The 25,330-nt window shown below is 45.3% G+C and carries 22 protein-coding genes; 5 read left to right on the forward strand and 17 right to left on the reverse strand.

Annotation, left to right across the window (positions count from 1 at the left end):
• Positions 1-72 precede the first annotated feature (72 nt).
• From AC58UW_RS15840 to coxB, 15 genes are all read right to left on the reverse strand, one after another.
• On the reverse strand, positions 73-1,374 hold the full coding sequence (locus AC58UW_RS15840; RefSeq protein ID WP_497421612.1) for an ABC transporter substrate-binding protein: 1,302 nt from the start codon (positions 1,372-1,374) through the stop codon (positions 73-75).
• A 112-nt stretch (positions 1,375-1,486) separates the two neighbouring features.
• Positions 1,487-3,127, reverse strand: a complete 1,641-nt coding sequence (locus AC58UW_RS15845) for a response regulator transcription factor (RefSeq protein WP_497421613.1) — start codon at positions 3,125-3,127, stop codon at positions 1,487-1,489.
• Positions 3,128-3,165: 38 nt separating this feature from the next.
• Positions 3,166-3,417 (reverse strand): hypothetical protein, encoded by a 252-nt coding sequence (locus AC58UW_RS15850; protein ID WP_497421614.1) that lies wholly within the window; start codon positions 3,415-3,417, stop codon positions 3,166-3,168.
• Between the two features lie 78 nt (positions 3,418-3,495).
• Positions 3,496-5,316, reverse strand: coding sequence for a sensor histidine kinase (locus AC58UW_RS15855; RefSeq protein WP_497421615.1), 1,821 nt, complete (start codon positions 5,314-5,316; stop codon positions 3,496-3,498).
• 257 nt (positions 5,317-5,573) lie between these two features.
• Complete coding sequence (locus AC58UW_RS15860; RefSeq protein ID WP_497421616.1) at positions 5,574-7,592, reverse strand: beta-galactosidase; 2,019 nt, start codon at positions 7,590-7,592, stop codon at positions 5,574-5,576.
• 35 nt (positions 7,593-7,627) lie between these two features.
• Positions 7,628-8,509 carry a carbohydrate ABC transporter permease gene (locus AC58UW_RS15865; protein WP_497421617.1) on the reverse strand — a complete coding sequence of 294 codons (882 nt, stop codon included), beginning with the start codon at positions 8,507-8,509 and terminating at the stop codon, positions 7,628-7,630.
• Positions 8,506-9,390 carry a carbohydrate ABC transporter permease gene (locus AC58UW_RS15870; RefSeq protein ID WP_477504521.1) on the reverse strand — a complete coding sequence of 295 codons (885 nt, stop codon included), beginning with the start codon at positions 9,388-9,390 and terminating at the stop codon, positions 8,506-8,508. Before AC58UW_RS15870 ends, AC58UW_RS15865 begins: the two co-directional genes overlap by 4 nt.
• A 402-nt stretch (positions 9,391-9,792) precedes the next feature.
• On the reverse strand, positions 9,793-11,082 hold the full coding sequence (locus AC58UW_RS15875; RefSeq protein WP_497421618.1) for an ABC transporter permease: 1,290 nt from the start codon (positions 11,080-11,082) through the stop codon (positions 9,793-9,795).
• Positions 11,075-11,980 (reverse strand): ABC transporter ATP-binding protein, encoded by a 906-nt coding sequence (locus AC58UW_RS15880; RefSeq protein ID WP_497421619.1) that lies wholly within the window; start codon positions 11,978-11,980, stop codon positions 11,075-11,077. Before AC58UW_RS15880 ends, AC58UW_RS15875 begins: the two co-directional genes overlap by 8 nt.
• A gap of 184 nt (positions 11,981-12,164) precedes the next feature.
• Positions 12,165-12,620 (reverse strand): DUF420 domain-containing protein, encoded by a 456-nt coding sequence (locus AC58UW_RS15885; protein WP_127453741.1) that lies wholly within the window; start codon positions 12,618-12,620, stop codon positions 12,165-12,167.
• 18 nt (positions 12,621-12,638) lie between these two features.
• Positions 12,639-13,496: a cytochrome c oxidase assembly protein gene (locus AC58UW_RS15890; protein ID WP_497421620.1), complete on the reverse strand. Its 858-nt coding sequence runs from the start codon at positions 13,494-13,496 to the stop codon at positions 12,639-12,641.
• A 94-nt stretch (positions 13,497-13,590) separates the two neighbouring features.
• Positions 13,591-13,908 carry a cytochrome C oxidase subunit IV family protein gene (locus tag AC58UW_RS15895; protein WP_497421621.1) on the reverse strand — a complete coding sequence of 106 codons (318 nt, stop codon included), beginning with the start codon at positions 13,906-13,908 and terminating at the stop codon, positions 13,591-13,593.
• Position 13,909: 1 nt separating this feature from the next.
• Positions 13,910-14,524: a cytochrome (ubi)quinol oxidase subunit III gene (locus AC58UW_RS15900; RefSeq protein WP_127453747.1), complete on the reverse strand. Its 615-nt coding sequence runs from the start codon at positions 14,522-14,524 to the stop codon at positions 13,910-13,912.
• On the reverse strand, positions 14,521-16,392 hold the full coding sequence (gene ctaD, locus AC58UW_RS15905; RefSeq protein WP_497421622.1) for a cytochrome c oxidase subunit I: 1,872 nt from the start codon (positions 16,390-16,392) through the stop codon (positions 14,521-14,523). The genes AC58UW_RS15900 and ctaD overlap by 4 nt, the downstream gene beginning before the upstream one ends.
• Before the next feature lie 27 nt (positions 16,393-16,419).
• Entirely contained in the window at positions 16,420-17,436 is a 1,017-nt protein-coding gene (gene coxB, locus AC58UW_RS15910) for a cytochrome c oxidase subunit II (protein WP_497421623.1), read from the reverse strand.
• 279 nt (positions 17,437-17,715) lie between these two features.
• Here coxB and AC58UW_RS15915 point away from each other — a divergent pair, with 279 nt between their 5' ends.
• The 4 genes from AC58UW_RS15915 to AC58UW_RS15930 all read left to right on the forward strand — a co-directional run bounded on the left by AC58UW_RS15915 (position 17,716) and on the right by AC58UW_RS15930 (position 22,465).
• Entirely contained in the window at positions 17,716-18,402 is a 687-nt protein-coding gene (locus tag AC58UW_RS15915) for a YhcN/YlaJ family sporulation lipoprotein (RefSeq protein ID WP_497421624.1), read from the forward strand.
• A gap of 168 nt (positions 18,403-18,570) precedes the next feature.
• On the forward strand, positions 18,571-20,481 hold the full coding sequence (locus AC58UW_RS15920) for a DEAD/DEAH box helicase (protein WP_497421625.1): 1,911 nt from the start codon (positions 18,571-18,573) through the stop codon (positions 20,479-20,481).
• 160 nt (positions 20,482-20,641) lie between these two features.
• Positions 20,642-21,229, forward strand: coding sequence for a guanylate kinase (locus tag AC58UW_RS15925; RefSeq protein WP_497421626.1), 588 nt, complete (start codon positions 20,642-20,644; stop codon positions 21,227-21,229).
• 81 nt (positions 21,230-21,310) lie between these two features.
• On the forward strand, positions 21,311-22,465 hold the full coding sequence (locus AC58UW_RS15930) for a conserved virulence factor C family protein (protein WP_497421627.1): 1,155 nt from the start codon (positions 21,311-21,313) through the stop codon (positions 22,463-22,465).
• A gap of 71 nt (positions 22,466-22,536) precedes the next feature.
• On the opposite strand, the gene AC58UW_RS15935 is transcribed toward AC58UW_RS15930, so the two are convergent.
• Together AC58UW_RS15935 and AC58UW_RS15940 are read right to left on the reverse strand one after the other, a co-directional pair.
• Entirely contained in the window at positions 22,537-23,784 is a 1,248-nt protein-coding gene (locus AC58UW_RS15935; protein WP_497421628.1) for a M48 family metallopeptidase, read from the reverse strand.
• Positions 23,781-24,287: a hypothetical protein gene (locus AC58UW_RS15940; protein WP_497421629.1), complete on the reverse strand. Its 507-nt coding sequence runs from the start codon at positions 24,285-24,287 to the stop codon at positions 23,781-23,783. Before AC58UW_RS15940 ends, AC58UW_RS15935 begins: the two co-directional genes overlap by 4 nt.
• A gap of 280 nt (positions 24,288-24,567) precedes the next feature.
• Here AC58UW_RS15940 and AC58UW_RS15945 point away from each other — a divergent pair, with 280 nt between their 5' ends.
• Complete coding sequence (locus AC58UW_RS15945; RefSeq protein WP_497421630.1) at positions 24,568-25,299, forward strand: C39 family peptidase; 732 nt, start codon at positions 24,568-24,570, stop codon at positions 25,297-25,299.
• Positions 25,300-25,330: the final 31 nt, after the last annotated feature.

The raw sequence follows: 25,330 nt of genomic DNA on the forward strand, positions 1-25,330 counted from the left end.
CATCAATCTCCCATAAAATGAGGAGAGGAGATGACAACGCATCCCTCTCCCATTTTCATGCCTAAACCTTACTTACTTGCTTGCTCTTGCTTTCGCCCACTTGTCATTCAGATCATTAGCGATCTTATCAAGTGCCGTTCCGCCCATCATTTCTTGACCAAGCTTTTTCCAATCCAATTGAATGGAGTTTACATATTTGTTGAAGTTTTCGCCGCCTGGACGATAGTTGAACTCTTCAAATTTGTTATTTTTGTAGAAATCATTCAAGAATGGAACATCCGCTTTGACGCCTTCCATGACGGAGTTCGCTTGCTTCTTATTCACGTAGAAGGTGTAAGCATCCGAGCTGAACATCCACTCTTGGAATTTCTTAGCCGCTTCTTTGTTTTTGGATTTATTGTTAATACCGAAGAAGTTATCCGTGAAGGTCATCACTTTCAGCGGCTCTGTCTCCGAATGACGAGCAGGCAATGGGAATGCTGCGATATCGTCGATGTTACCTACTTTAGATTTGTATTGTGGCAAGTACCACAGACCCGCGGCAATAACAGCTGCCTTTTTCGCTTCAAACAATCCTGTTGCTTGGTCATTGCTTAATCCTAGTGGATCTGCGCCCATTACCTTGGCATCATACAAAGCTTGGATATCGCTGTAAGATTTGTAGAAAGGTGTACCCTTCTCAAAAGGCTTGTCCATACCAGCGATTTTGTCGTAGTAATTTTCGTCACCGGATGCTAACAACGGCATAAACTCATTGAACGGATAGTTCGGCCAGGAGTCCTTACCGCCCATTGCATAAGGCTGATATTTACCGCTCTTCTTAATCTCCGTTAATACGCTTACAAACTGCTCCCAGGTAGTTGGAACGCTTAAGCCTAATTCTTTAAAAACACTTGGATGGTAGTAAACAAGTTCTGGGAAAGAGATGACTGGCAATGCTAGAACTTTGCCATCGACAGCAAATTGTTTCGCTTTTGTATTTTTAGCCGTAACAGTCAAATCATCAAGTGGCAGAAGCTCCGCTTTGAAATCATTGATGAAGTTAGGCTTCAATTCGATAATATCCGGCAGCTCGTTAGCAGCTAATCTTACTTTCATCGCTTGCAGATAGTCGCCGTCGCTTTTGAAAGTTTCAACTTCCATCTTCACGTTCGGGTTAGCTGTTGAAAACTCTTTCACTTTTTTAGTCCAGCTATCTAGGAACTCGCTGTCGCTATCCCACATAGCAAGTTTTAATGTAATCGCATTCTCTTTTGTGGTGTCTGCTGCTGGAGCAGCTGTAGTACTCTCTTTAGTAGCCGTGTTTGCTCCGCAACCTGTTAATCCAATTGTCAGGGCAATGGAAAGTACGGATGTGACTAATTTCTTTTTCATAATATTTCTTAACCCCCTCAAGATTACGTACGTTATTTACATCTTTATCTTACAGAAATACAGAATACGCTTTCATTGATATATTTAGTGATTAACTTGATAAATTTTGTGCTCATTCTTTTTTCCTTGAATAATTATCCCGATATTTCTGAGGGCTGAGTCCCCGATACTTCTTAAACACGCGGCTGAAATGTTCAGGATTCTCATACCCCACCTTAACCGCAATTTCGTACATTTTCATATCCGTTTCAATCAGCCTGGTGGCCTCATTGATCCGAAGTTTCGTCACATATTCAATAAAATGTTCGCCGGTTTCTTTCACAAACTGTTTGCTCAAATGGCTTTCCGTTACCTGTGCCCACTCACTAACTTGCCCCAGGGTAATAGCTGTACAGTAGTTTTTCTCTACGTAACGTTTGACTCTTTCCACCAAGCGCTGCGGGTTTTCTTCACGTATTTTGTCAGGATGAAGTAGATCGGCCATGCGAAAGACAAGCTTCTCAATCCACTCATGCAGGTCTTCACGGAACGTGAACTGTTCAACAATCTCATAGGGCCTACGTCGTGTTTCTATCACGTGCGTCCAGTTCATCCCCTTTGCATGCAGCAATGCGCCTATGTTCCAGATCAATTCCTCATAAATCGGCAGAGAGCTCTCCAGGGTCACATTCGGCACGTCACTCAACTGACTTAATCCTGTATGCAGTTGCTGCTGCCACAGGCTATCCCCCTTCTCCATCAGGTACATCATCACAGTATAATCCCATGGTATAAGATGGGGCCTCTCGGTTATGTTGACCGTTTCGGGATAATACACGCGCCCAGGTCCTTCTGAGAATCGCAAACTTGCCAAATTGCTTGCTTGACTGTATCTAAGATGCCAACTTTTCCAGTCTGTACACGAGTCTGATACGCCTATAGAAAGCGAAACATTTAGAAAGTTTTTTACCGTATTGCGCAATGAATCCAGGAGCTCCATCACGCGTCCCCGTAGATTTAAATAGCTGGTCGATGACTCAAAACAAAGTAAGAACGCATACTCATCCTCTTGAACTTGCAATAATTCATAAGGGTGTTTAACGATTTCCATCCCTTGTTTAATGATCTTAACTAAATGATCCTGATTTTCCGTACCTCCATGCAGCTCCACATTCGCAGTAGGAGATTGTATATCCGGCAAAACAGATACGATAACATGCTGAAAGTTCGCAAATTGCAGCATCCACTTTTGAAAGGAGGCATCCTGCGTCAAGTTATGGCTGTAGATGTAATCTTTATCGCACAACAGACCTCGGAGCCAGGTTTCTCGCTGCTTCAAATCGGACTCATTGGTGCTTTTATTCAAATTTGCCGTAGAAATCGTCTTTTCTTTAATCTGGCTAATCGCTTTTTCAATCACAGGGATGATATGTTCGGGATCAAGATCCGCCTTCATAATGTAATCGACAGCCCCAAGCAGAAACGCTTTACGCACAAAATCAAAATCTGAATAAGCACTAAGCACAATACTTAGCGGTGGATTAGCCAAATTTGCTTCCTGCAATTTAGATAGCAAGGTAAGTGCATCCATAACCGGCATGCTCATATCAACAATCATCAAATCAACGTCCTGATGCACCGATATGCGTTGCCACGCTTCATAGCCATCCGCAGCCTCAGCCACCACCTCGCAGTCCAAATCACCCCACGGAATAATCGCCCCCATGGCTAGTCTTACAAGCGGCTCGTCATCAACGATCATGACTCTAAACATTCTTTTCCCCCATTCTGAATAAAGCCGATATTGCCGCCTTAATCCTGAACAATGACTTGATCGTACTTTTGTTCTATGATACCTGGGACTTCGTATAGTAAATAAGATCGACCACTTACTTCTCCGCGAAACGAGCTCGGAAAGGACATGTATTCTTGTTTGGATAGAATAGGAAGGACCGCAATATCAACGGACAGCCCGAATTTCTCCTTCAACATCAAAGCCGAAATAAAGCTTTTTTCAATGAGGATGACACGATCATATTTCGTATCGTATAAGCAGAATTTCATAGGAAAGACACGCCCCCCTTTATCCGTTTCTCTAAAATAATCCGGATAATAACAGTTACTTGCGGCACCATCTTCGGTTTAAGCAGACTTGTCATCGGTCAATGATGCCTGCAATTGGTCAGGGTCACTCGATAATAGTGGCAGTACCACGATGACTTCTGTTCCGACACCTAATTCACTGTTAATTTTCAAGCCGTACGGCTCGCCGTAATTTAATCGAATCCGATCATTCACATTGGCAATGCCAATTCCGCATAATGACTCCACCTTTTTCTCATGCAGCAAGGCTTCCATCGTCCGCTGTTCCATCCCTTTTCCGTTATCCGTGATTGTAATAATGAGTTGATCATTATTTTTTCTACTCGTTATTTTGACGATTCCCATTGCTTCTGTGCCGTAAAATCCGTGAATAATTGCATTTTCCAAAATAGGCTGCAGTAATAGCTTGAGTATATACGTGTCTATCACACAATCATCGATGTCATATTCGACTTTAAATCGGTCACCATAACGGACTTTCATAATATGGATATACTTCTCCAAACTTTGCATTTCGTCAAATACTTGGATGTAAGAACCGCCGCGATGAAAGGTTGAAGCTAACAATTTGATCAGAGAATCCGTCATTTCCACAAGATTGGTAGCCTTGGACAACATCGCCATAATCTTAATAGCATTAAGAGTATTCACTAGAAAATGAGGATTAATTTGAGATTGAAGCGCATCGATTTCCGCGCGTGTTTTCAGCTTTTCTTGTTCTTGCCTTTCAATGATAAGCTCCTGTATTCGAACAGTCATACTTTGAAATGTTTTGCCTAACGAATAAATTTCCAATGGCCCAGAAAGCTCCAGATCCACATGAAAGGATCCGCTTTTCATTTTATTCATTTGATAAATGAGTGACTTAATAGGACCAACGATACTCCTGATAAGGAAAAACGAGACAATCAAAAAAAGGATTAGCCCTGCCGCGGACACATTCATAATAAACTTGTAGATTTGTCTAACTGGGGCAGTCATCTGATCATATGGCGTAATGTAGATGATCTTCCATTCCGTCCGCTCCATGGTCAGGAAGGTTACGAACATCTTTTCGTCGTAAACCATTGTTTTAAAGTTACCGCTTTTCTTGTTTTGGGCTTGTTCGATTGTTTGTTTCTCAATGTTCTTATTTTTATCTTTGCTTGTGTCCAGCATGATACTTCCACTGCCATCCAGAATAATAAAACTACCGTTTTGGTTGGAGGTCGATTCTGCCAGATTCTCAAATGTTTTTGCTTGTATCACAAAATAGATCATTTCAACATCACTAAATGACCTTTCATATTGAGGAGCTATCGCTGCGGATAAAATATACTTGTCATTCGATTCTATCAGTACATTCTCTTCGGACCCGAACAACAAAACTCGCCCTTGATTTTGAAGAGCTTTCTGATAAAGCGGCGTTCCTTTCAATAAATTTTCGTTAATCCTAGTATTAATGTTATGAAAATGGGTGCCCTCAAAGAAATAGGCGCCTCCATCGCGATAAACGAACATCGCTGAGACAACGTCAGGCATATCATGCAAATAATTTTTTAATTGATTTTCTAATTGGATGGAAGAGTTGAATAGATCTTTGGATTGTGTGCTGCGATGGTACGAAGTAGCAAGGGTAATTAGATTATTATCCGAGGCAATTGCGGCAATCGTCCTGATATATCTACTTTTTTCCTGATCGATGGAGTATGATACTTGTTCCAATGTTTGCATGGTGCGCGATGTGATGTTAGCTAGCAAAATATCTGTATAAGCTCTTAATGACAGGAACGCAACTAAAACAATAGGCATCACGATGACAAAAAAGAACATCACGTACAGGATCGATGTGATTGGCCATCTCTTTTTAAGAATACGCACTGGCCGTCCCCCCATTTTCTCAAGTTAAACTATGGCTGTGAGATTACACACCCCACAAACTGATGGGTATCTGGGCACCAGGTATTTCGCGTAAAAGTTGAGGCGCTTTCATTTATTGCTAATCTCTTTTTCAACAGCATTCGACATGATCTACCGTCATCATAAATTTTATTACGAAATACGTCAACCCCCTATTAAATCCAATTAATTACAACGAAAGATAGAGAAGACATTGCCGTCTTCCCTATGAAATTAAATTATTTACAAACTTCTAAGATAGCTACTCCGTACGGCTCAAGCACCAGCGTCCGCTCATAGACTCGATGAGATAATAAATCCTTATAGGATCCAACATTCAATAGAACAGCTGATTCGTAAGCATTATGATTCAAAACAAAGGTATACGTTTTGTCTTCTTTCTGTCTGCTTCTAATCTCAACACCTTCAGGAGCTTGATGAGCCGTCGCCAAATTTAAACGTTCACAGATCGTTTTGCTGAGCCCTTCCAAGAATCTCTGTTCAGGGTCGGTTGCGACATAATAAGCTTCCCCTTGCCCGAATTTATTGCGGGTGATTGCCGGCATGCCTGCGTAAAAGTCACGTCCATAAACACCAAGCGCCTCTGCTCCTTCTAGGTGCAGCAAATCGCACAAAAGCCCGCATTCGTATTCACCATGGAGTTCTCCAAAAGCTGAATGCATCCTAATTTTATTTGTCATTTCCGGTTGAAGCGAATCGATTTCCTCTACCCATATTCCGAGCAGATCACGTAATTCACCTGGGTATCCGCCTAGTGTTACAAGATCGTTCTCATTCACGATCCCACTGAAAAATGAGGTGACAAACGTTCCGCCCTGCTTTACAAACGACTTCAGCCGATCGCTCACACCAGGTTTCATCATATACATCACTGGAGCGATAATTAATTCATATTTGGAAAAATCGCTAAGCGGACTAATAACATCAACATTTACGTTTAAGTCATAGAAAGCCTTGTAATATTTCTGTGCTTGCTTGAGATAATCCAGATCCACGTTCGGACCACTGGTCATTTCTACAGCATTCCAAGTATCAATGTCGAACAACAGCGCTACCTTGGACTCCGTTACGGAATCTATAAGCGTATCTCCCAATACCTGCAGCTCTTTACCTAATTGTGTGCACTCTTTAAATACTCTTGTATGCTCGTGTCCTGCGTGAGCAATCAATGCACCATGATACTTTTCACACGCACCGACAGATCGACGCAATTGGAAAAACATAACCGTATCTGCCCCGTGCGCTATCGCTTGATAGCTCCAAAGCCGCATAACACCGGGCCTTTTGAGACTATTGTAAGGCTGCCAGTTTTGCTGGCTTGGCGTCTGCTCCATCAGCATGAAAGGTTGTCCGTCCTTTAACCCTCTCATGTAATCATGCCTCATCGCGACGTTGCTCATGGGCTCATTCATTTGGGGATAGCTATCCCATGAAACAACATCCATATGGTCGGCCCATTTCTTAAGATCCAGACCGTTAAATAGTCCCCAAATATTCGACGTGATTTTAATATCCGGAGTGATCTTTTTGATCGTGTCGTACTCGCCCTGATAACACTCTAAGATAGCGTCAGACATAAATCTCTTATAATCTAATGCGATCCCTTGGAAGCACTTATTGTTTCCGTTCAAATTCGTAGGAGGTACAATCTCCTCCCATTCGTATACCGTATGAGACCAGAAGCTCATATTCCACACACGATTTACAACTTCTAATGACCCGTATTTCTTCTGCAGCCAAGTACGGAAAGAGGATGCACACGTATCACAATAGCAATGAGGCGCATATTCATTGCCAATGTGCCACACAAGCAAGGATGGGTGGTGTCCATAGCGCTCTGCCATCTTGGTCGCTAAACGCTGAGAAAACATCCGATAAACCCCGCTGTTTGGGCAGAAGTTGACGCGGGAGCCATGCGTACGTTTCCTCCCGTCAATATCGACGGGAAGGACTTCGGGGTACAAGCGCGACATCCAGGCAGGCTGTGCGGCAGTTGATGTAGCTAAGCACAGGAAGATGCCTTCCTTTGCGACTGTAGCAATAATTTTATCCAGCCATTCAAAATCATACGTATCTTCCGAGGGTTGCAGCTTCGCCCAGCTAAAAACGGGCAGCGTAACGATATTAATGCCCGCCAATTTAAACAATCGCATATCTTCTTGCCAAACTTCCTCCGGCCATTGGTCAGGATTATAATCGCCGCCATAATAGATGTATGGCAGTTTGTCATTAATCATTGCAGGTACCCCCAAAGTTCAATAATTGAACAGCTCTACTCTTTCATCGCTCCGTCCATTAATCCAGCAAAAATAAATTTCCGCAGCACCAAGTAAATCAAGATGGTTGGTAACATAACCAAAATAATGGCAGCTGACAGCTCATTCCAATAGGTCGCGCGCTCGCCTACAAATGTCATCAACGCGGTTGATAACGTACTAAGTTTCTTCGAAGGCATATACAGATATGGAATGTACATATCGTTCATGATATCAACGGCTTTGATGATCGCCAAGGTAGCCGTGGCTGGCAGCAAAAGCGGGAATAGAATCGAGCGGAAAATTCGGAAATACGATGCTCCATCGAGCAGTGCGCTTTCGTCTAGCTGCTTCGATATTTTCTCAATGAATTGCAGATAAATGAAAATTTGCATCAAATCTGTTCCTGCGTAAATGATCAGCGGCGCAAATAGCGTGTTGTAAAGGCCTAACGACTTAATAGTCTGAAAACGCGCCACTTCAGTCGTATAGGCTGGTACGACGGATGCGATAATAAATAGCAGAAAGATTGTTTTCTTGAAGCGGAAGTTAAACCGATTGAGCACAAATGCTGTCATAGCGCCGAGAATAGCATTAATGATTACGCTAGAGACCGTAACACTAAGTGAGTTAATTAACCCTACAAGCATATTCGCTTTCTCGAATGCGACGGCAAAATTGTGGAATGACCAGCTCTTAGGCAGCGCGAACGGCGATGTAGCCGCAAGCTCCGGAGACGTCTTGAATGCTGCGAACACAACCACAAGCAACGGGACGAAGATAATGATCGTGATGAGCGATAAAACGACGTAATAAAGCGACTTGCCCAGAAAGGAAACCAGCGATGCCTTGTCCATCCTACGAGGTTTGGCTGCTAGTTCGGCTTGAGACATGCTCATGATGATTTTTCCCCTTTCTCACGGATCAATAAGTTCTGAATGAAGCTAAACGCGATGATCATAACCATCAATATTATCGCCAAGGCCGAAGCTAAGCCATAACTATTGAATTTAAATGCCGTATTGATTGTGAAAATCGTAAACGTGCTACTGGAGGTACCAGGACCGCCTTGCGTAACAAGAAAAGGAATATCAAAGACTTGTAGTGCTCCCCGAATATTTAAGAACAAAATAATTTCAATGACGCGGCGGATACCTGGTAAAACGATAAAACGAATCTGCTGCATTTTGTTTGCACCATCAATTGTTGCTGCTTCATACAAATCGCTTGGTATGGACTGCACACCTGCTAGAAATAAGATGATATGGAAACCTGCAAATCGCCATAAAGAAATTGCAATAAGCGAATAGTTAACAATTTTCACATCACTAAGCCAGTTATGAATCCAACTCTCCAAGCCGACAGCCATCAAAAACTCATTGATCGGACCGTTTACTGGATTGTACAAATATCCAAAAATATAAGCGACAGCTACACCGTTGATGATGTAAGGAAGTAAAACGATAGAACGGAAAAACTCGCTAGCTCGCATTTTGGCATTCAACATAACCGCCAATAAAATCTCAATGGGAATCAGCAACGCATGGATAATAAAATAAAGCCAGTTATTCGAGAGCGATTGCCACACTTGCGACATTTTGAGCGCTTTCAAATAATTGTCAAACCCTACAAAGTGCAAATCTCTGCTAATCCCGTTCCAATCGGTCAAACTGTATTGAAACAGCTTCACCGTAGGATAAATTAGAAATAACAGCATTAATCCAATCGGCAACGCAAGAAAAGAAAAAATGAGCACTCTTTTTTGCATGATGTTATTCATGTACTTCCCTCATTCCTTAATCAATGGTCTTTGTAATGACAGCGGTGCAGGTGCATTCCCCTTTGATATCATCTTTTTGTAAGCCTAATTTTAGAGAGATTGGACGCGCTTTCACATGATAATTTTTGTGCTTTCAATTGATAAATTTTGTTGAGTAATCAAATAACCCCCGATAAATCAACAAATTGATTTATCGGGGGTTATTTAAATATGGATTGTTATTTTCCATTTATTGTGTTGTCATATCAATTAAAGTATAATTTATATCGTTCATACATTCGCACAGAATTTACACCGGCGCTTCCAGGAGATGAGAACGTTGCAGCTGTTAATAAAGCTGTTATTGAAGGTAATATTCAATATGCACAGCCCAGTAGCAACCCACTTAGTAAATAAAGATAATCATATTTTCACCTTATACGCCCGCATCGCTTTGCGAAGCTCCCGCCACGTAGGCCTTTTACCATACATGAGCACGCCTGTGCGGTAGATTTTAGCTGCCACCCAAGCCATTGCTCCGATTGAGACCAATTGGATGACGATCGACAGCCCTATTTCCCACAACGCTGGCGAGCTCATCCCAATTCGCAGGAACATGATCAACGGTGAAAAGAATGGCACGAATGACATCGTGACAACGAATCCCGCATTCGGATTGTTTAATCCGAAGATCGCGATCATAAACGCCGCTACGACCAGCATCGTCACTGGCATAATCGCCTGCCCTACATCTTCTGTTCGGCTTACCAGCGAGCCAACAGCCGCGAATACAGTTGCGTAAATGAAGAAGCCTAAGAGATAGAAAATCAAGAAATAAACGATGAGTGAAACCTCCAGATCTTCCCAATTCAGATTAAGCTGTGAGACGAGCTGACTGCTGCTGGATAAGCTTAAATTTACAATACCTACAGCGATCGAGAGGGCTATCTGCGTTAAAGCCAGCAAGCAAATACCAACGATTTTACCGAACATCTGCTTAAGAGGTGAAACACTCGTGATGAGCAGTTCCATCACCCGCGAACTCTTCTCTGCGGTTATTTCCATGGCTACCATGTTGCCGAAGCCGATGACGCCCATGTACAACATGAACAGCATGACATACACGAGGGCATAGGACATGACCATTTGTGACTCTGTTTTACCTGCTCCTTCATTGTTCAATAGAAGCTGCACCGTTTCCAAGGAGACGGGGGCTTGCATGTTGGCTTTTTGCTCAGGGGCGATTCCTGCTCCTTGCAGGACCACGTCAGTTTTGACCAACTGAAGGGCGGTCTGAAGCTTGTTTTTAAGCGAAAACTCCATCGTTCCTTCCGATTTATAAACCGTTTTGGGGAAGCCCGCTACGGCTGTATCTGTAAACTCAAGATAACCTTTTATCGTTTTGTCCGCTATTTGCTTCTTAGCGAGTGCCTCATTCGCGGCAGCACTTCCTGCGTCTTGCATAGGTACAATGACTATGTCGGGCTTCTGCTGAGTATTATAAAATCCAGCCAGCTTCTCCGCAATCTCCCCTTGTTTCCCTGCGAATACGCCGATTTTCGTCGCTTCATGCGAAGCTAATTTCTCCATTATAGTTGGTAGATGAATGAGAACCGATAAAAGTACAATTAGAATCAGACTCATCACGCGAAATGATTTGGAGCGGAAACGGGTTAAATAGGTAAACTTTATAACGGTCCATGTCCTATTCATGCGCTTTTCCCACCTTTTGAATAAAGATTTCATTCAGAGTAGGCTCCATGATTTGAAACCTATGTATAGAAGACTGTTCTATCGCATGGTGCAGAATCTGCTGCGCGTCAGCAGTTGAATCTATCCGAATTTGATAGCCGTTCAGCTGCCTCTCCACAGACGTAACGCCCTGGAGCTGTTCCAAACCCTCAATCAGCTGCTCGGTTTGCAGAGTGATTCTCTCTTTTGGAAAGGTAGATTTAATCTCCTTCAAGCTCCCTTGCAGAATCGTATTTGAACGATGCAGAATGCAAATATGTTCACATAGCTCCTCCACATGATCCATGCGATGGCTCGAAAAGAGTATCGTTTTTCCCTCGTCGCGGAGGCTTTTCACTGTCTTTTTCAACAGCTCCACATTCACAGGATCAAGTCCGCTAAAGGCCTCATCCAGGATCAAAATGTCAGGATTATGAATGACGGCAGCAATAAATTGTATTTTCTGCTGATTCCCTTTGGACAGCTCCTCGACCTTCTTATTGTAGTACTCAGGGACGTCGAACCGTTCAAGCCAAGCTTTCAGCTCTGTCTCTGCCTGCCTACGGGATAAGCCGCGCAGCTCCGCTAAATAGATGATTTGTTCGCTTACTTTGATTTTGGGATATAAGCCACGCTCTTCGGGCAAGTAGCCCATAAGCCTCTTCAACTCTTCACGGTAGCCCTGCCCTTTCCACAAAATATGTCCTTGATCGGGATATATAAGTCCTAGAACCATTCGCATCGTTGTTGTTTTCCCAGCACCATTAGCACCTAGGAGCCCATATATTTCTCCCTCCTGCACACGAAGATTGATAGCGTTAACAGCGGTTTTCTCACCGTACTGCTTATAAACGTTTTCTACCGTAAGCGGGTATGTCATGGATTGAACCTGCCTTTCTAATTGAGATAAGATTCTATTATCTATTAGTTTACATTAGATTGGAAAATAAAAGAAATGTGCGATTGATTGGTACTTGGGGTATTTGACAAAAAAAGAAGCTAACTCAGCTGCTCAACGCAGTGAATTAGCTTCTTCTCTTTATTCCTCTTCCGAATCAAATCTCCTACAATCCAAAAATCGCATCAATAACCGGCTTCGTCGTTCCACCCGGATACATCAAGTAGAGCAAAACATAAACTAAAACACCCGTTGGCGCAGTTAAAAGCCAGACAATTGCAGCCACGCGGCCAATTTTCTTATGCTTAAGAAATTTATTTTTGTAGGCAAACCAAAGTGTTATTAACCCAAGAACACCGCCAACCGTAGCTAAGGCAATGTGGAAGAACAAGAATAAGTGATACGGCAGTTTCAAGCTCTCAGGTCCACCGAATGATGTGTTACCCTCAAACAACGTACGCGACATATATATAATAAAGAACGCTAGTGCGAATATGGCTCCAAGTACCATCAACTTTTGATGGGTTTCCCGATTCCCTTTCACAATATGATACCAGCCGAAACCGACAAAAATGGCACTGATCACGATAAACATCGTAGAAATCGTTGGTAAAATGTGCATCTCCCTAAATCCTTTCCCCTAAGCGCGATTCCAATTACCGCCCTGATTATTCAGACCCTCTTGTGACTCTATAAGATCCATATCGTCATCTTCTTTCCGCTCTCTGCGATACCAACGGAAGAAAATATACGCAAGTGTTGCTCCATAGACAACTTCCTGGACAATTTTCATTAGAACGCCACCCAATTGCTGATCATCAAGAGGTGATAAATGGGCGAAGGGTACGGTTACATTCGCGTACATGTCATAAATAATCGTATCCGCGAAAATAATGAGTGCACAGGCTGGTGTTAGCAGAATGCCATTCCCAAAGATGTAAGCCATCTTCTTCAAATCATTCAAGCGATTCATCTCAGGCAGTGGACAAAAGACAGGGAACCACATCATAAAAGCTGTGAATAACAGCACGGAATGGTAACCGAATAACGCTAGATCATTTATCATTAAGTAATCCATAACCAAAGGCATATGATATATGGAGAAGAGCATGTTAAATAGGAATAGTGCAATCAACGGCCGTGTGAAAAATGAGAATATACCGCGAATAACCGTAATTTTCATAATCGAACGCATCATCCACGCTGGTGTACCCAGCCATATACAGATAGGTACAATTAAATACAAGATAGTTTGCTGCAGCATATGCATACTGAACAAGTAGTGATGACCGATATAATTAATCGGACTACCTTGGCCAATATAGAAAAGAGCAAGCCCAACATAGAAAGAGATCTGCTGTGATACCGAAACTGGCTCAATATTTGCTGAATTCCCTTTCCCCTTAGCGACAAAGTGACGATATGTATATCCGACAACGACGATCACCAACAGTAATACCGGATTCCACAACTCAAAAAATCCACCAATTTGGCTCATAGCTGATCTCTTTCTCCTTTCAACTTCATGCTAGACCCTCATTCTAAAAAAAGAGGAGGCACTTTGCCTAGACAAAGTTGCCTCTTCCAGTGGTTTACCACCACATCCAATATACAGCTGTAATAACACCAGTAAGAGCTACGAAAGCTCCTCCCCCAAGAAAAATTAACGGGAATAAGTGTCCTCTTTCTTTGGCGTGCATCCAGAAGAACAACTGGATAATCGCTTGCACTAGCGCCAAAGTGACGATGAAGATCAATATGAACGAACGATCCAGGTCACCATAGAGCACGACTGCAAATGCAAGCATTGTCAGCAAGATCGAGACAATGTAAGACAAGTAGTGGTTCAATGGAGATTCATGCTTAACTCGTTTGCTAGGTGCGTGTGTATCGTGAGAATTGCTGCTCATCTTAATGACCCACCTTCCCCATCAGATAAACGACTGTGAAGATAAATACCCAGACTAAGTCAATAAAGTGCCAGTACAACGCTGCTACGTAGAACTTAGGTGCTGTAACAACGGTAAGACCTTTTTTGAGTCCTTGTAGAATCAACAGTGTAATCCAGCAGATACCGAAAGCAACGTGCGCTCCGTGGAAACCAACTAGTGTATAGAACGAAGTCGAGAAAGCACTTGTTGTAAATTTATGACCCTCGTGAACATATTCAACGAACTCATAAATCTCAAGCCCCAAGAACGAAAGACCAAACAATACCGTAATAAGAAGCCAGAACAACAATTGGCCCAGCTTCTGTTTGTGCATTGCGATAATCGCGAACACGCTTGTTAAACTACTTGTTAAGAGGATGAAAGTTGACCAGCCCACTGTTTTGAGCTTGAAAATTTCATCAGCTGTTGGACCGTCTGGAACAGAGTTCCGAAGTGCAATGTAAGTTGCGAATAAACAACCAAACAATACAACCTCGGCGCCAAGGAATAACCAGAATCCGAGAACCTTATTTTTCCCTTCGAGGGTAGCCGTTTCCGGATTAGCAGGCAGTGCGCCCGTGTGATGAGTACTCATGCCTTTACCCCCTTATCATCTTCAAGTTCTTCCGGCTCAATATGCCAACCATGATCGTCGTATACAGAGCGTAAGAACATAGCAATTAATGTAACAACCAAACCCGCGCCTGCTACATAGTAGTTTTTGTACATAAAACCAAAACCAGCGATGAACAAACCAACGGACATAACTAGCGGCAATATGGATGCTGACGGCATATGAATCGAACCAACCGGTTCTGCCGGAGTCATTTGTTTATTACCTGCCATTTTTTCTTTCCAAAGTGCATCATAGCCGCGAACAAGCGGAGTTTGTTTAAAGTTATACTCAGGTGCTGGTGAAGGAATCGACCACTCCAATGTACGTCCATCCCATGGATCGTTTAGAGCTGTAACTGGTTTTCTTGCTGTTGCAATGATGTTGATCAGGAACACAAGTGTACCGATACCCATGAAGAAGGCACCCACCGTTGAAATCAAGTTACCCACTTCAAGATCATACCCTGGCTGATACGTAAATACTCGACGCGGCATCCCCATTAGACCCAAGAAATGCTGCGGGAAGAATGTTAAATGGAAACCGATGAAGAACAACCAGAAATGTAATTTCCCCAGTCCTTCGCTGAGCGTGCGACCAAACATTTTTGGCCACCAGTAGTAAAGACCTGCAAACAAGCCAAGTACTAGACCACCAACGATAACATAGTGAAAGTGAGCAACTACGAAATACGTATCGTGGTATTGGAAGTCTGCTGCAGGAATCGCAAGCATAACCCCTGTTGTTCCACCCATAACGAACGTCGGGATGAAAGCTGTTGCAAAAATATTAGCTGTAGTGAAACGAATCTGCCCGCCCCAAAGGGTGAACAACCAGTTAAAGATTTTAACACCAGTAGGAACGGCAATCGCCATCGTTGCAATCGAGAAGATCGAGTTAGCAACTGGACCCAAGCCTGTTGTAAACATATGGTGAACCCAAACCATGAAGCCCAAGAAACCGATTAATACAGTTGCGAAGACCATGGAGCTGTATCCGAAAAGACGTTTCTTGGAGAACGTTGATACGATCTCAGAAATAATACCAAATGCAGGAAGAATCAAAATGTATACTTCGGGATGCCCGAAAATCCAGAACAAATGCTCCCATAGTACATTGTTACCGCCTCTGGCAGCATCGAAGAATGCTCCGCCAAAGACACGGTCAAACATAAGTTCAACTAGTGCTACTGTAATTGCAGGGAACGCAAGTACGATCAAAGCTGAAGTGATGAAAGCTGACCATGTGAACATCGGCAAACGCATGTACGTAAGACCAGGTGCACGCATGTTAATGATTGTAACGAGGAAGTTAATCCCCCCGATAAGTGTACCAATACCGGCAATTTGCAAACCTAGTACATAGAAATCTGTACCTTGAATGTTACCCTCGAGCGTCTGCCCCCAACCGCTGTCGGTAATCGAAGACAATGGCGCATACCCCGTCCAACCAGCATCCGGTGCACCACCCAAGAACCAACTTGTGTTCATCAATACGCCGCCTGCGAAGAACAGCCAGAAACCAAGTGAATTCACGAATGGGAACGCAACGTCCCTTGCACCAATCTGTAGAGGAACGATGGCATTCATGAATGCGAAGATGATCGGCATCGCCGCAAAGAAAATCATCGTTGTTCCGTGCATCGTTGTTAATTGGTTAAATGAATCGCCGATAAAAATATGTTGATCGGGATAAGCGAGCTGAATCCGAATCAGAATGGCTTCAAGTCCTCCTACGAGGAAGAAAAGCCCGCCCGCAAGTAAGTACAGGATACCGATTTTCTTATGATCGACTGTTGTAAGCCAATCCATTAGACCGGTATGTTTTTTTACTGGATGAGAGTGAGCCAACGTATTAACCTCCTTTACCTGAGAAGTTTATTTCAAAGTCTGTAAGTACTGAACGATATCGTTAATTTGAGCGTCATCAAGCTTACCGCCTGCTGCTTTACCGAACGCCGGCATTTTGTTGCCTGGTTTCTGCTCTTGCGGATTATGTATCCATAGCGCCATTTTCTCAGGAGTATGTTCCAGAATACCAGCAAGCGTATCGCGATCAGCGAAACCTTTGAGGTTCGGAGCAACACCAGGACCATTGGCAGTAACTGCGTGACAAGACATACAATTTTCTTTGAAAAGCTCTTCACCCTTCTGTGCTGTTGCCGGCACAGTTGCAGGTGCTTTCATTTTCGCTACCCATGCATCGAAGTCCGTTTGACTCTTCGACTCAACCGTGAAGTTCATCAAAGCGTGAGATGCTCCACAAAGCTCTGTACATCTACCTTGGAATGTAGAGATTTCATCGGCTTGCAGGTAAAGCGTATTCGTGATTCCAGGGTTCGTATCCACTTTACCGCCAAGGGATGGTACCCAGAATGCGTGAGAAACGTCCGCGGAAACAAGTTCAAAAGCAATAATTTTATCCTTAGGCACAACAAGTTCTTGAGCTGTCGCGATGCCTAGATCTGGATATTCAAACTGCCACCAGAATTGATGCGCAGTGACTTTGACGTGAACGGCGGCTTTGTCCTTCGTGTAATTCGTTGAATGCTTGAATGTGTAAGATACTGTTGGCACCGCAAGCACTAACAGTAAGAGAATCGGAACAACGGTCCAGATAATCTCAAGCACATGGCTTCCTTCCACTTGTTTCGGAATGCTGTTGTCGCCCTTGCGTTTCCTAAAGCGAATTAACACATACACATAAATCGCAAATACGACAATTACGACAAAAACCATGATAAAGAGACTTAATTTCATCAAAAACAATTGCTCTGATGCAACAGGACCTTTTGGCTGCAAAGCAGACAGATTTGGGTCTCCACACCCGGTTAGCAAGAACGTCATTACCGCTAAAAGGGGTAGCAGACGCCATAACTTTTTCAATCGACTCATTGTATCAACCCCACTTTTAAAACATTATTTTTACCACGATGGCCATGCCCATGTCAATTCACTTTATTAACTATAAATTCGTGAAAAGTTTTTGTCAATCGCTGGAGGAGAGTTCACAAATTGTTCTTAAACCGCTCTGTAGCGATATATTTTCCCTTCATGGTTATTTCCATACACCCACCTCTTTATGCACAAAAGCGTATATTTCTGAACACGAATAAAAGGAGAGAAACATCCCATCCTATAGACATTACACTCTAGATTGGGAGGTCATTATTGATGCTCAGTAAGTTAGGTTTTCCGATTTCTGGATTGCTATTCCTCATGCTGACTTTATCAGGCTGCACGGAGGGCGGACGGGAATATGGCAAGAGTCCCGACCATACCAACTTCGGTTCTCCAGTCGATAAATCGACAGATTCCGAGAGAGCCTACCAAACCCAACAGCTCTATGGTCCAGTTACGCACAATAATACTAGTATTGAGTACAGTCAGTTTCTATCAAATCAACTCAATGCTATGAATGGTGTCAATACGGCCATCGTCATGACGACGGACAAAAACGCTTATGTTGCCCTCATGATTGACAGCAGCGCTACAGGTACCAAAGGAACAACGAAGGAGACCAACAACCAAGGAACGAACAAAGGCTTTTACAATGATAATGCTCCTCACGATGACTATTTGCCTTCCAATGACTTAAACAACGGGTACAACAGTTACGAGACTGCCGTTCATCATGACCTGCTATCTCATCGTTTCAAGCAAGCCATGGCGGAGAAAATCCGTTTGCTCCAACCAAGTGTTATGGATGTCTATATTTCAGCTAATCGGGATTTCCTCAATAAAATGAATAATTACGCTCAGGAAAGCTGGAAAGGCCATTCTCTTATGCCGCTTCTAACGGATTTCAACCAAACCGTAGCGCGTGTTTTCGGGACTGCCCAAGTATTGCCGGATAAATAAAATCAATTTCTTCTATATAAAGTAGATATTTATTGCTTGTAGGCCGGCCCCTGTTTCCATTTGTCTGGCATTCCTGTACAATGGGGGAATCGTCTTAACAAGGAGAGACTTTGGACTACCACCAAAGATCCCTATAAATAGTAGGAAAAAGGGAGCTGGCCAATTACCATGTCAAGTGGATTTGCCTCATTAGGAATTAGAGAAAGACTCGTTGGAGTCTTACAAGCATCAGGCGTTATCGAACCGACCCCCATTCAAAGGGAAGCTATACCTGTTTTATTAAAAGGAACGGATGTTATTGCACAAGCGCAAACAGGCACAGGTAAAACCCTTGCCTTTGTTCTTCCAATATTAGAAACGATCGATGTGGAAAGTGCAGATGTTCAAGCTCTGATTCTGACACCTACACGCGAGTTGGCGATTCAAATTACGAATGAGCTGAAAGACCTTGTCCCTGTGACGGGAGCAAAGGTACTTGCGGCATACGGCGGGCAAGATGTAGAAAAGCAGCTTAGAAAGCTTCAAGGGAACATACATATAGTAGTAGGAACACCGGGAAGATTGCTCGATCACCTTCGCCGCGGTTCTATCAATTTCTATAAATTGAAAATACTCGTATTGGATGAGGCCGATCAAATGCTGCATATGGGCTTCCTTCATGAAGTGAAGGATATCATTGCGCAAACGTCTCCTTATCGTCAGACCCTTCTCTTCTCAGCCACTATGCCTGAACAAGTGATGAACCTCTCCAAAGCTTATATGAAGGAAGCAAAAGAAATTAAGATTCAAAGCAAACAGGTTACGTTGACCGAAATTGAGCAAGTTCTCATTCCGACGACTGACCGTCAGAAGCAGGATGCTTTGATTGCCGCTATTAAACAGTATAAACCTTACCTCGCGATGATTTTCTGCCGTACAAAGGCAAGAGCCATTGCATTAAATGAAGCTTTACAGGAACTCGGACTTATGTCTGACGAACTACACGGAGATTTGTCACAAGCCAAACGTGAGCAAGTTATGAAACGATTCCGGGATGGTCGTATTGAGTTATTGGTTGCCACTGATATTGCTGCGCGCGGGTTAGATGTCGAAGGTGTCACACATGTCTTCAATTATGATGTGCCGCAAGACGCAGAGAGCTACATCCACCGAATTGGCCGAACAGGTCGTGCCGGGGATACTGGCGTTGCCGTGACTTTCGCTACAGAGCGGGATATGCTGACAATCGAACTCATCGAAAAAGGCATCAAAATGTCCCTAAGAGGGGCATCCGAACCTAAGGTGCGACGCGTTCGTTCCAGCTCCGAGGATCACTTCGAGCAAGAAGGCCGCGGATCAGCCCGTCGAAGCGGCGGGGCTTCTCGCAGCGGTCGCAGCGGCAGGTCATCAGAACCGCGCGGTCAGATGAGTCGCGGAAGATCCGGCGCGCGCGAAGACAAAGCCGGCATGCAGTACGGCACTGGCCGTTCCGCGTCCAGAGGCAGCGATAAATATGGTGCGCGCAGCAGCGATGCGCCAAGAGGACCTCGCCCTGCGAAAGTAAATTCGGAGCGTAATCCGAACACTTGGGGACGCGCAGAAAGAAAAGAACCCGTGAACGCAGAACCAGGACGCGGCAGCAATATGAACGCTGCGAAAGCGCGAGTCACCAGTTCATGGGGACGCGGCGAATCTGCCGAACGGGCACCTCGCACGGCAGGACGCGGTGAAGGCACAGAACGCAAGCGTTCTGCTCCTCATGGCGATAAATCCTACTCGCCGTACAACAAGTACGCCGGCACAGGCCGCGACGATGCAGCAAGCGCATCACGCGCGATTCGCGGCGGCGGCAAAGGTCGCAGCGCCGAGCGCGGTGCAGAACGTGGCGACAGCTTCGGAGCTGCCCGTGGCGGAGCAGCTTCACGCAGTGACCGTCCTGGTCCAGCACGCGGCTACCAAAGTGGCGGGGAACGCAGCGGTCAAACGCGCGGACGCAGCGACGGTTCTGGACCTCGCAATGGAGCGCCTCGTGGCAGCGATAGAAGCGGTTCACCTCGCGGCAGTGCACCGCGTGGCGGCGGACGCGGCGGGAAACGCTAGTCAAAAAAGCGTTTCCATCGCTAGACCTTTACCGAACAACCCGAACCATGTAAAATATAGGTACGGCTGAAAGTGATCCTACTTAGACAAAAATCGTTTCATACCGTTGCACGCACGTAGGATTTACCCCCCATTTTTCACAATTAAGGAGGTATGTTCCATGTACGCATTAAAGGACAAGGAAATGATTTTTGTATTCACCGGTCCACACGGAGCCGGTCGTAAGACGGTTGCTGAAATGTCAGGTTCTACACTGGGCATGAAGCAGGTTATCTCTTACACCACCAGACCTCCGAGGGCAACTGAGGAAGACGGTCAAGATTATCACTTTATCTCCCCTGCTGAGTTTGTACAGGCGCAGGCAAACGGTGAATTCATTGAGGTTAGCACCGTCAATGATCATTTATATGGGATTAAAAGTGCCGATATTGAACGGATGTTCGAACACAGCGGAAGCATTTATTTAATCTTGAACCGCTTCGGCGCCGAGACGCTCAAAAAGCATTACGGTGATCACGTCGTTCTGGTTTTCATCTACGCTCAGCGCGGTACTCTCGAAGAGCGGATGAGAGAAAGCGGAGACTCCGAGGAGATCATTCAGAAGTACCTCTCTTATTACGAAGACGAGCTGGCTTACCGCGATCAATGCGATCACGTTTTCGAGAATGTGGATTTAGCCCATACGGTGTTTGATCTCACCAAAACGCTCGACAAATACTTAAACCGCAACCTCGTTGATTTAGATTAAATATGAAATGCCTATAAACAGGCCTGGACGTTCATACGTCCGGGTCTTTTCATGTAACCCCGATTGGAAGGAGTGTCATTAATGAAAATTATATCTATAGAACCTACACCAAGTCCAAATTCCATGAAGCTTAATATGGATGAATCGCTGCCGGCGGGTGTGCGCAAAACCTATGCAAAGAAAAATAGCGCTGAAGCCCCAGACAACATTCAGCAGCTGCTCGCTGTACAGGGCGTGATCAGCGTTTTCCACGCGGCCGATTTTATTGCACTGGACCGTACCTCCAAAGGGGACTGGCAGTTCATTTTAGCCAAAGCCCGCGAGATTTTCGGTGAAGCCCAAGGCGAAGGCTCTACCAGCGGCAACGGCTTACCCCTGGAACAAACGCAAGCTGAAGCGGCCTTCGGAGAGGCACAAGTCCTCGTGCAGATGTTCCGCGGCATCCCGCTCCAGGTGAGAGTGCGCGCCGGCAATGAAGAAGCGCGCGTGGCGATGCCCGAGCGCTTCACGCAAGCCGCGGTCCGCGCAGGTACGGCATCGCCGAACCTGATCAAGGAGCGCAAGCTCGAGGAGCTCGGCGTGCGCTACGGCGAGCTGAAGGACATCGCGGGCGAAGTCGTCCAGGAGCTGGACGCTTCTTACGACGACGCCCGCGTCGAAAGCCTGGTCTCCAGCGCGATGCTGGAGACCCCGGTTCCCGCTTCTTCGGAAGCTGCCGAAGAAGAACAGATTGGCGCAACGCTGGAACAGCTGCGCCACAGTGACTGGAAGCTGCGCTACGCCGCGCTTCAGAAGATCCAGCCGTCGCTTACGACACTGCCGCTTCTCGTCCATGCCCTGCAGGACGAGAACACGTCGATTCGACGACTGGCAACGGTGTACCTCGGGGATATCAAAGAACCCGAGGTACTGCCCTTCCTGTATCGTGCCCTCGAGGACGATACCCCATCTGTTCGTCGGACAGCAGGCGATACGCTGTCCGACCTGGGTGACCCTGCCGCCATGCCGGCTATGGCCAAGGCACTCAAGGACCGCAACAAGCTGGTCCGTTGGCGCGCAGCGCGCTTCTTGTACGAGGTTGGCGACAACTCCGTGCTGAAGGATCTGCAGGAAGCGGCAGACGACTCCGAGTTCGAAGTTCGCATGCAAGTGAAAATCGCGCTGGAGCGTATTGAAGGCGGGCATGCAGCTGAAGGATCCGTCTGGCAGCAAATGACGCGCAGGAACGAGCAATAATTCATTCACGCCACGTTGCGTAAACAATAAAAGCTAGTGATGAAGCGATAATCCGCTCCCTCACTAGCCTTTTATTTATCAAACTGCTTAAAATACATAATCCGATCCATGATCTCCGGATGCGAGCCACGAAACCAGTGAACCAGCTTCGGTTGTGTGACAGGGCTTAAATTCTCTTTGGCAATTTGCTGAAAAGCGCGAATGGCGGCGTTGCCGTCTCCTGTCATTTGCATCGCATACACATCTGCTCGATGCTCGATCACACGGGAGAAGGCATTTTGCGCAGGAGCGGACACAAAGCTCATGAACGTAATAAGCAGCAGCAAAATAGGCAGCGCTGCTAAATCATTTTCTCCCCGAATGCCCCATCTGGAACCCCAGCGTTTAAGAAAGAAGCGATAAGCGTGAAAAGCTAGCCATAAACCAACAAAGCTAAGCGCGATCCCATAGGCAATGCCAATATAGATATGCTTTTCTACATAATGCCCCATTTCATGTGCCATCACTGTCAAAATCTCATCGGGCTGCAGCTTTTTCAGCGTTGTATCCCAAAGCACGATTCGGGCGTTGCCCCCTATTCCATTGACATAAGCGTTAATCGCGTTGGTCCTCTCGGACATATTAACCTCATAGACCTGCTTGGCCGGAATATGCGACTGCGCCGCCAATTGAAGAATTTGCGCTTTAAGCTCTTGATCTTGCAGCGGCTTGAAATCATTATACAGGGGATCAAGCACAACGGGTTGAATGAACGTGACGAACATGATCAATGGCACAGACAACAACCAGAACCAGAACCACCACCGGTTGGGGCTCCATTGCAGCACCAGTCTGAATATCCAAACCATCACAATCGTTCCTACGGCATTAAGCAGAAAATCTTTCCCATGGTCGCCCCAAAAGATCGCCAGCGTCTCCGTGGATATTCCGTAGGCTTGGTCGATTTTGAACAAGAAATAATCCACTGGCAAGAACAGCACGTCCATCAGCAGAATAAAGAGAAGCACAAAAACGACCATTTGCAGGAAGGAGGCTCTGAACAGCTTTTCAGCAAACTTTCGAATATTGACGGCCACACCGAGGAGCAGCAGGATCAGTCCCATTTGCAGCGGAGAACTGAGGAAATAAGTTAATGAGCGGATGCGCGATAAGGATTCCGCTTTGTCTATTTCCTGTGCAGTCATGAACGTGTGCGGGTCCGCGCTGGTTCCAACCAGGGCATGCGGTATCGGAAATAGATCTCCTTTTAATAAGTACACAACCATAATGATCGCATATACGCCAAAAGCTGCGCCAAGCCCTATGTAGAGACGTTTCATTTCATCCCTCCGCCGCCAACCTCATATAGGTTAATTAACAGCCAATCTGGTGTAAAATCTCTGGACAACAGCCATACTTGCGTGAACATTCCGTTTGGCGGGACGAGCTTATGTTTGAAGCTGAGCACATCGGACATCCCGAACAGCAGCGATACATTGCGTATGAGCAGCATACAAGGATAATCATGGGAGTAGTCCTGAAATTTCTGTTCCTTACTAACAATCCGATCATTAATGACCTTAATAAAATTATCCAGCACTTCTGCCCCAGGCTTCGTGAGCTCGGATCGTGACATCATGAGTCTGGCCTCTTCCATATCATAGAACAAATGAGTCACTTCAAGCCCTACTAGTTCGTTATTGGCATCCTCCAGAAGCGCGTCCGGCTTCTCCTGTTGTCGAACCATTTGCAGCGCTGCCTGGTTATTTACATTATATAGTTCAAGAAAAATATCGATAGCGGCTTGCTCTAACGCCTTTTTCTCATCCTCATGCTTATTCATAAACTTCCCTCTTATCCATGGAACAGGTATTTTCACTATTTTACCTTATTGTATGAGCTTTTGCCTCAGAAGGTCTTTCCTAGTCCTCATTTCATGCCGTAAAATATTCTCAAGATGCTGTCCGCTTTCCTAGACTATGCAGTTTGGCCACCTTTCTATGACTTTGCGACTTCATATTGCTTTTCCATATTCTTCATGATGTAATGAGAAGATCGTACTAGATCGGAAGTGATTTCGCATAAAAAAATTAACATGCAGCCTGATCATTTTATGGTCTGTGATGTGCCTGACATGGCCCAAGCCAACAGCGCCTGGTTTTGAACAAGCCCTCCAAGCGACCGCTCCAAGACCGCCTGTCATCGTGCTCGGTGAGCCGCTTCTGAATGCGCTTGTGCCGCTGCCGTCCGCTGATGCTCCAGTGGAGCACCATTATCAGGTGGCTAATACCCCTGCCTTATCACAACTGCCAGAGCTCCCCAATGGGTGCGAAGCCGTGGCGGCCACCATGCTGCTGAACTGGGCTGGGCTTCCTGTCACCAAAGAGGAAGTAGCCGACGCGCTCCCTAGAGGCGAGATGCCTACAGAGAATGACGATGGGGCTTTTGTTGGCGGCAACCCAGAGGACGTGTTTGTCGGCAACCCTTATGAGGCGGGATATGGCATTTACCATAAGCCGGTGTATACGACAATGAACCAGCTGCTGCCGGGGCGTTTCCAAGATATCACAGGTGCTTCCTTTGATGCGCTGTTGAACGTAATAGAACAAGGTAAGCCCGCCATGATTTGGGCCACTGAACACATGGATACCCCCTATCTGGATCTGGAATGGCAAGATGAAGAGGATCGGCTCGTGGAGTGGTATCAACCCGAACATGCTTTGCTACTCACAGGTTGGGATGACGATTACGCCTATATGAACGACCCGATGACCGGACAGCAGGAAGCCTATGTTCTAAGCGAAGTGAAACAAGTTTGGGAACTTATGGGCTCGCAGGCCATTACCTTGAATTAAGCTGTTACTTGAACTAGTTTCCCTGTGGCTG

The sequence above is a fragment of the Paenibacillus sp. J22R160 genome, from assembly GCF_059692135.1.

Excerpts from the sequence above, each read along its gene's own strand:
- AC58UW_RS15935 (WP_497421628.1), bottom strand. The coding sequence starts at position 23,784 with ATGAAACGTCTCTACATAGGGCTTGGCGCAGCTTTTGGCGTATATGCG.
- AC58UW_RS15900 (WP_127453747.1), bottom strand. The coding sequence starts at position 14,524 with ATGAGTACTCATCACACGGGCGCACTGCCTGCTAATCCGGAAACGGCT.
- AC58UW_RS15885 (WP_127453741.1), bottom strand. The coding sequence starts at position 12,620 with ATGCACATTTTACCAACGATTTCTACGATGTTTATCGTGATCAGTGCC.
- AC58UW_RS15915 (WP_497421624.1), top strand. The coding sequence starts at position 17,716 with ATGCTCAGTAAGTTAGGTTTTCCGATTTCTGGATTGCTATTCCTCATG.
- coxB (WP_497421623.1), bottom strand. The coding sequence starts at position 17,436 with ATGAGTCGATTGAAAAAGTTATGGCGTCTGCTACCCCTTTTAGCGGTA.
- AC58UW_RS15840 (WP_497421612.1), bottom strand. The coding sequence starts at position 1,374 with ATGAAAAAGAAATTAGTCACATCCGTACTTTCCATTGCCCTGACAATT.
- AC58UW_RS15895 (WP_497421621.1), bottom strand. The coding sequence starts at position 13,908 with ATGAGCAGCAATTCTCACGATACACACGCACCTAGCAAACGAGTTAAG.
- AC58UW_RS15940 (WP_497421629.1), bottom strand. The coding sequence starts at position 24,287 with ATGAATAAGCATGAGGATGAGAAAAAGGCGTTAGAGCAAGCCGCTATC.
- AC58UW_RS15860 (WP_497421616.1), bottom strand. The coding sequence starts at position 7,592 with ATGATTAATGACAAACTGCCATACATCTATTATGGCGGCGATTATAAT.
- AC58UW_RS15945 (WP_497421630.1), top strand. The coding sequence starts at position 24,568 with ATGTGCCTGACATGGCCCAAGCCAACAGCGCCTGGTTTTGAACAAGCC.
- AC58UW_RS15865 (WP_497421617.1), bottom strand. The coding sequence starts at position 8,509 with ATGAGCATGTCTCAAGCCGAACTAGCAGCCAAACCTCGTAGGATGGAC.
- AC58UW_RS15930 (WP_497421627.1), top strand. The coding sequence starts at position 21,311 with ATGAAAATTATATCTATAGAACCTACACCAAGTCCAAATTCCATGAAG.
- AC58UW_RS15870 (WP_477504521.1), bottom strand. The coding sequence starts at position 9,390 with ATGAATAACATCATGCAAAAAAGAGTGCTCATTTTTTCTTTTCTTGCG.
- AC58UW_RS15925 (WP_497421626.1), top strand. The coding sequence starts at position 20,642 with ATGTACGCATTAAAGGACAAGGAAATGATTTTTGTATTCACCGGTCCA.
- AC58UW_RS15880 (WP_497421619.1), bottom strand. The coding sequence starts at position 11,980 with ATGACATACCCGCTTACGGTAGAAAACGTTTATAAGCAGTACGGTGAG.
- AC58UW_RS15890 (WP_497421620.1), bottom strand. The coding sequence starts at position 13,496 with ATGAGCCAAATTGGTGGATTTTTTGAGTTGTGGAATCCGGTATTACTG.
- AC58UW_RS15850 (WP_497421614.1), bottom strand. The coding sequence starts at position 3,417 with ATGAAATTCTGCTTATACGATACGAAATATGATCGTGTCATCCTCATT.
- AC58UW_RS15920 (WP_497421625.1), top strand. The coding sequence starts at position 18,571 with ATGTCAAGTGGATTTGCCTCATTAGGAATTAGAGAAAGACTCGTTGGA.
- AC58UW_RS15845 (WP_497421613.1), bottom strand. The coding sequence starts at position 3,127 with ATGTTTAGAGTCATGATCGTTGATGACGAGCCGCTTGTAAGACTAGCC.
- AC58UW_RS15875 (WP_497421618.1), bottom strand. The coding sequence starts at position 11,082 with ATGAATAGGACATGGACCGTTATAAAGTTTACCTATTTAACCCGTTTC.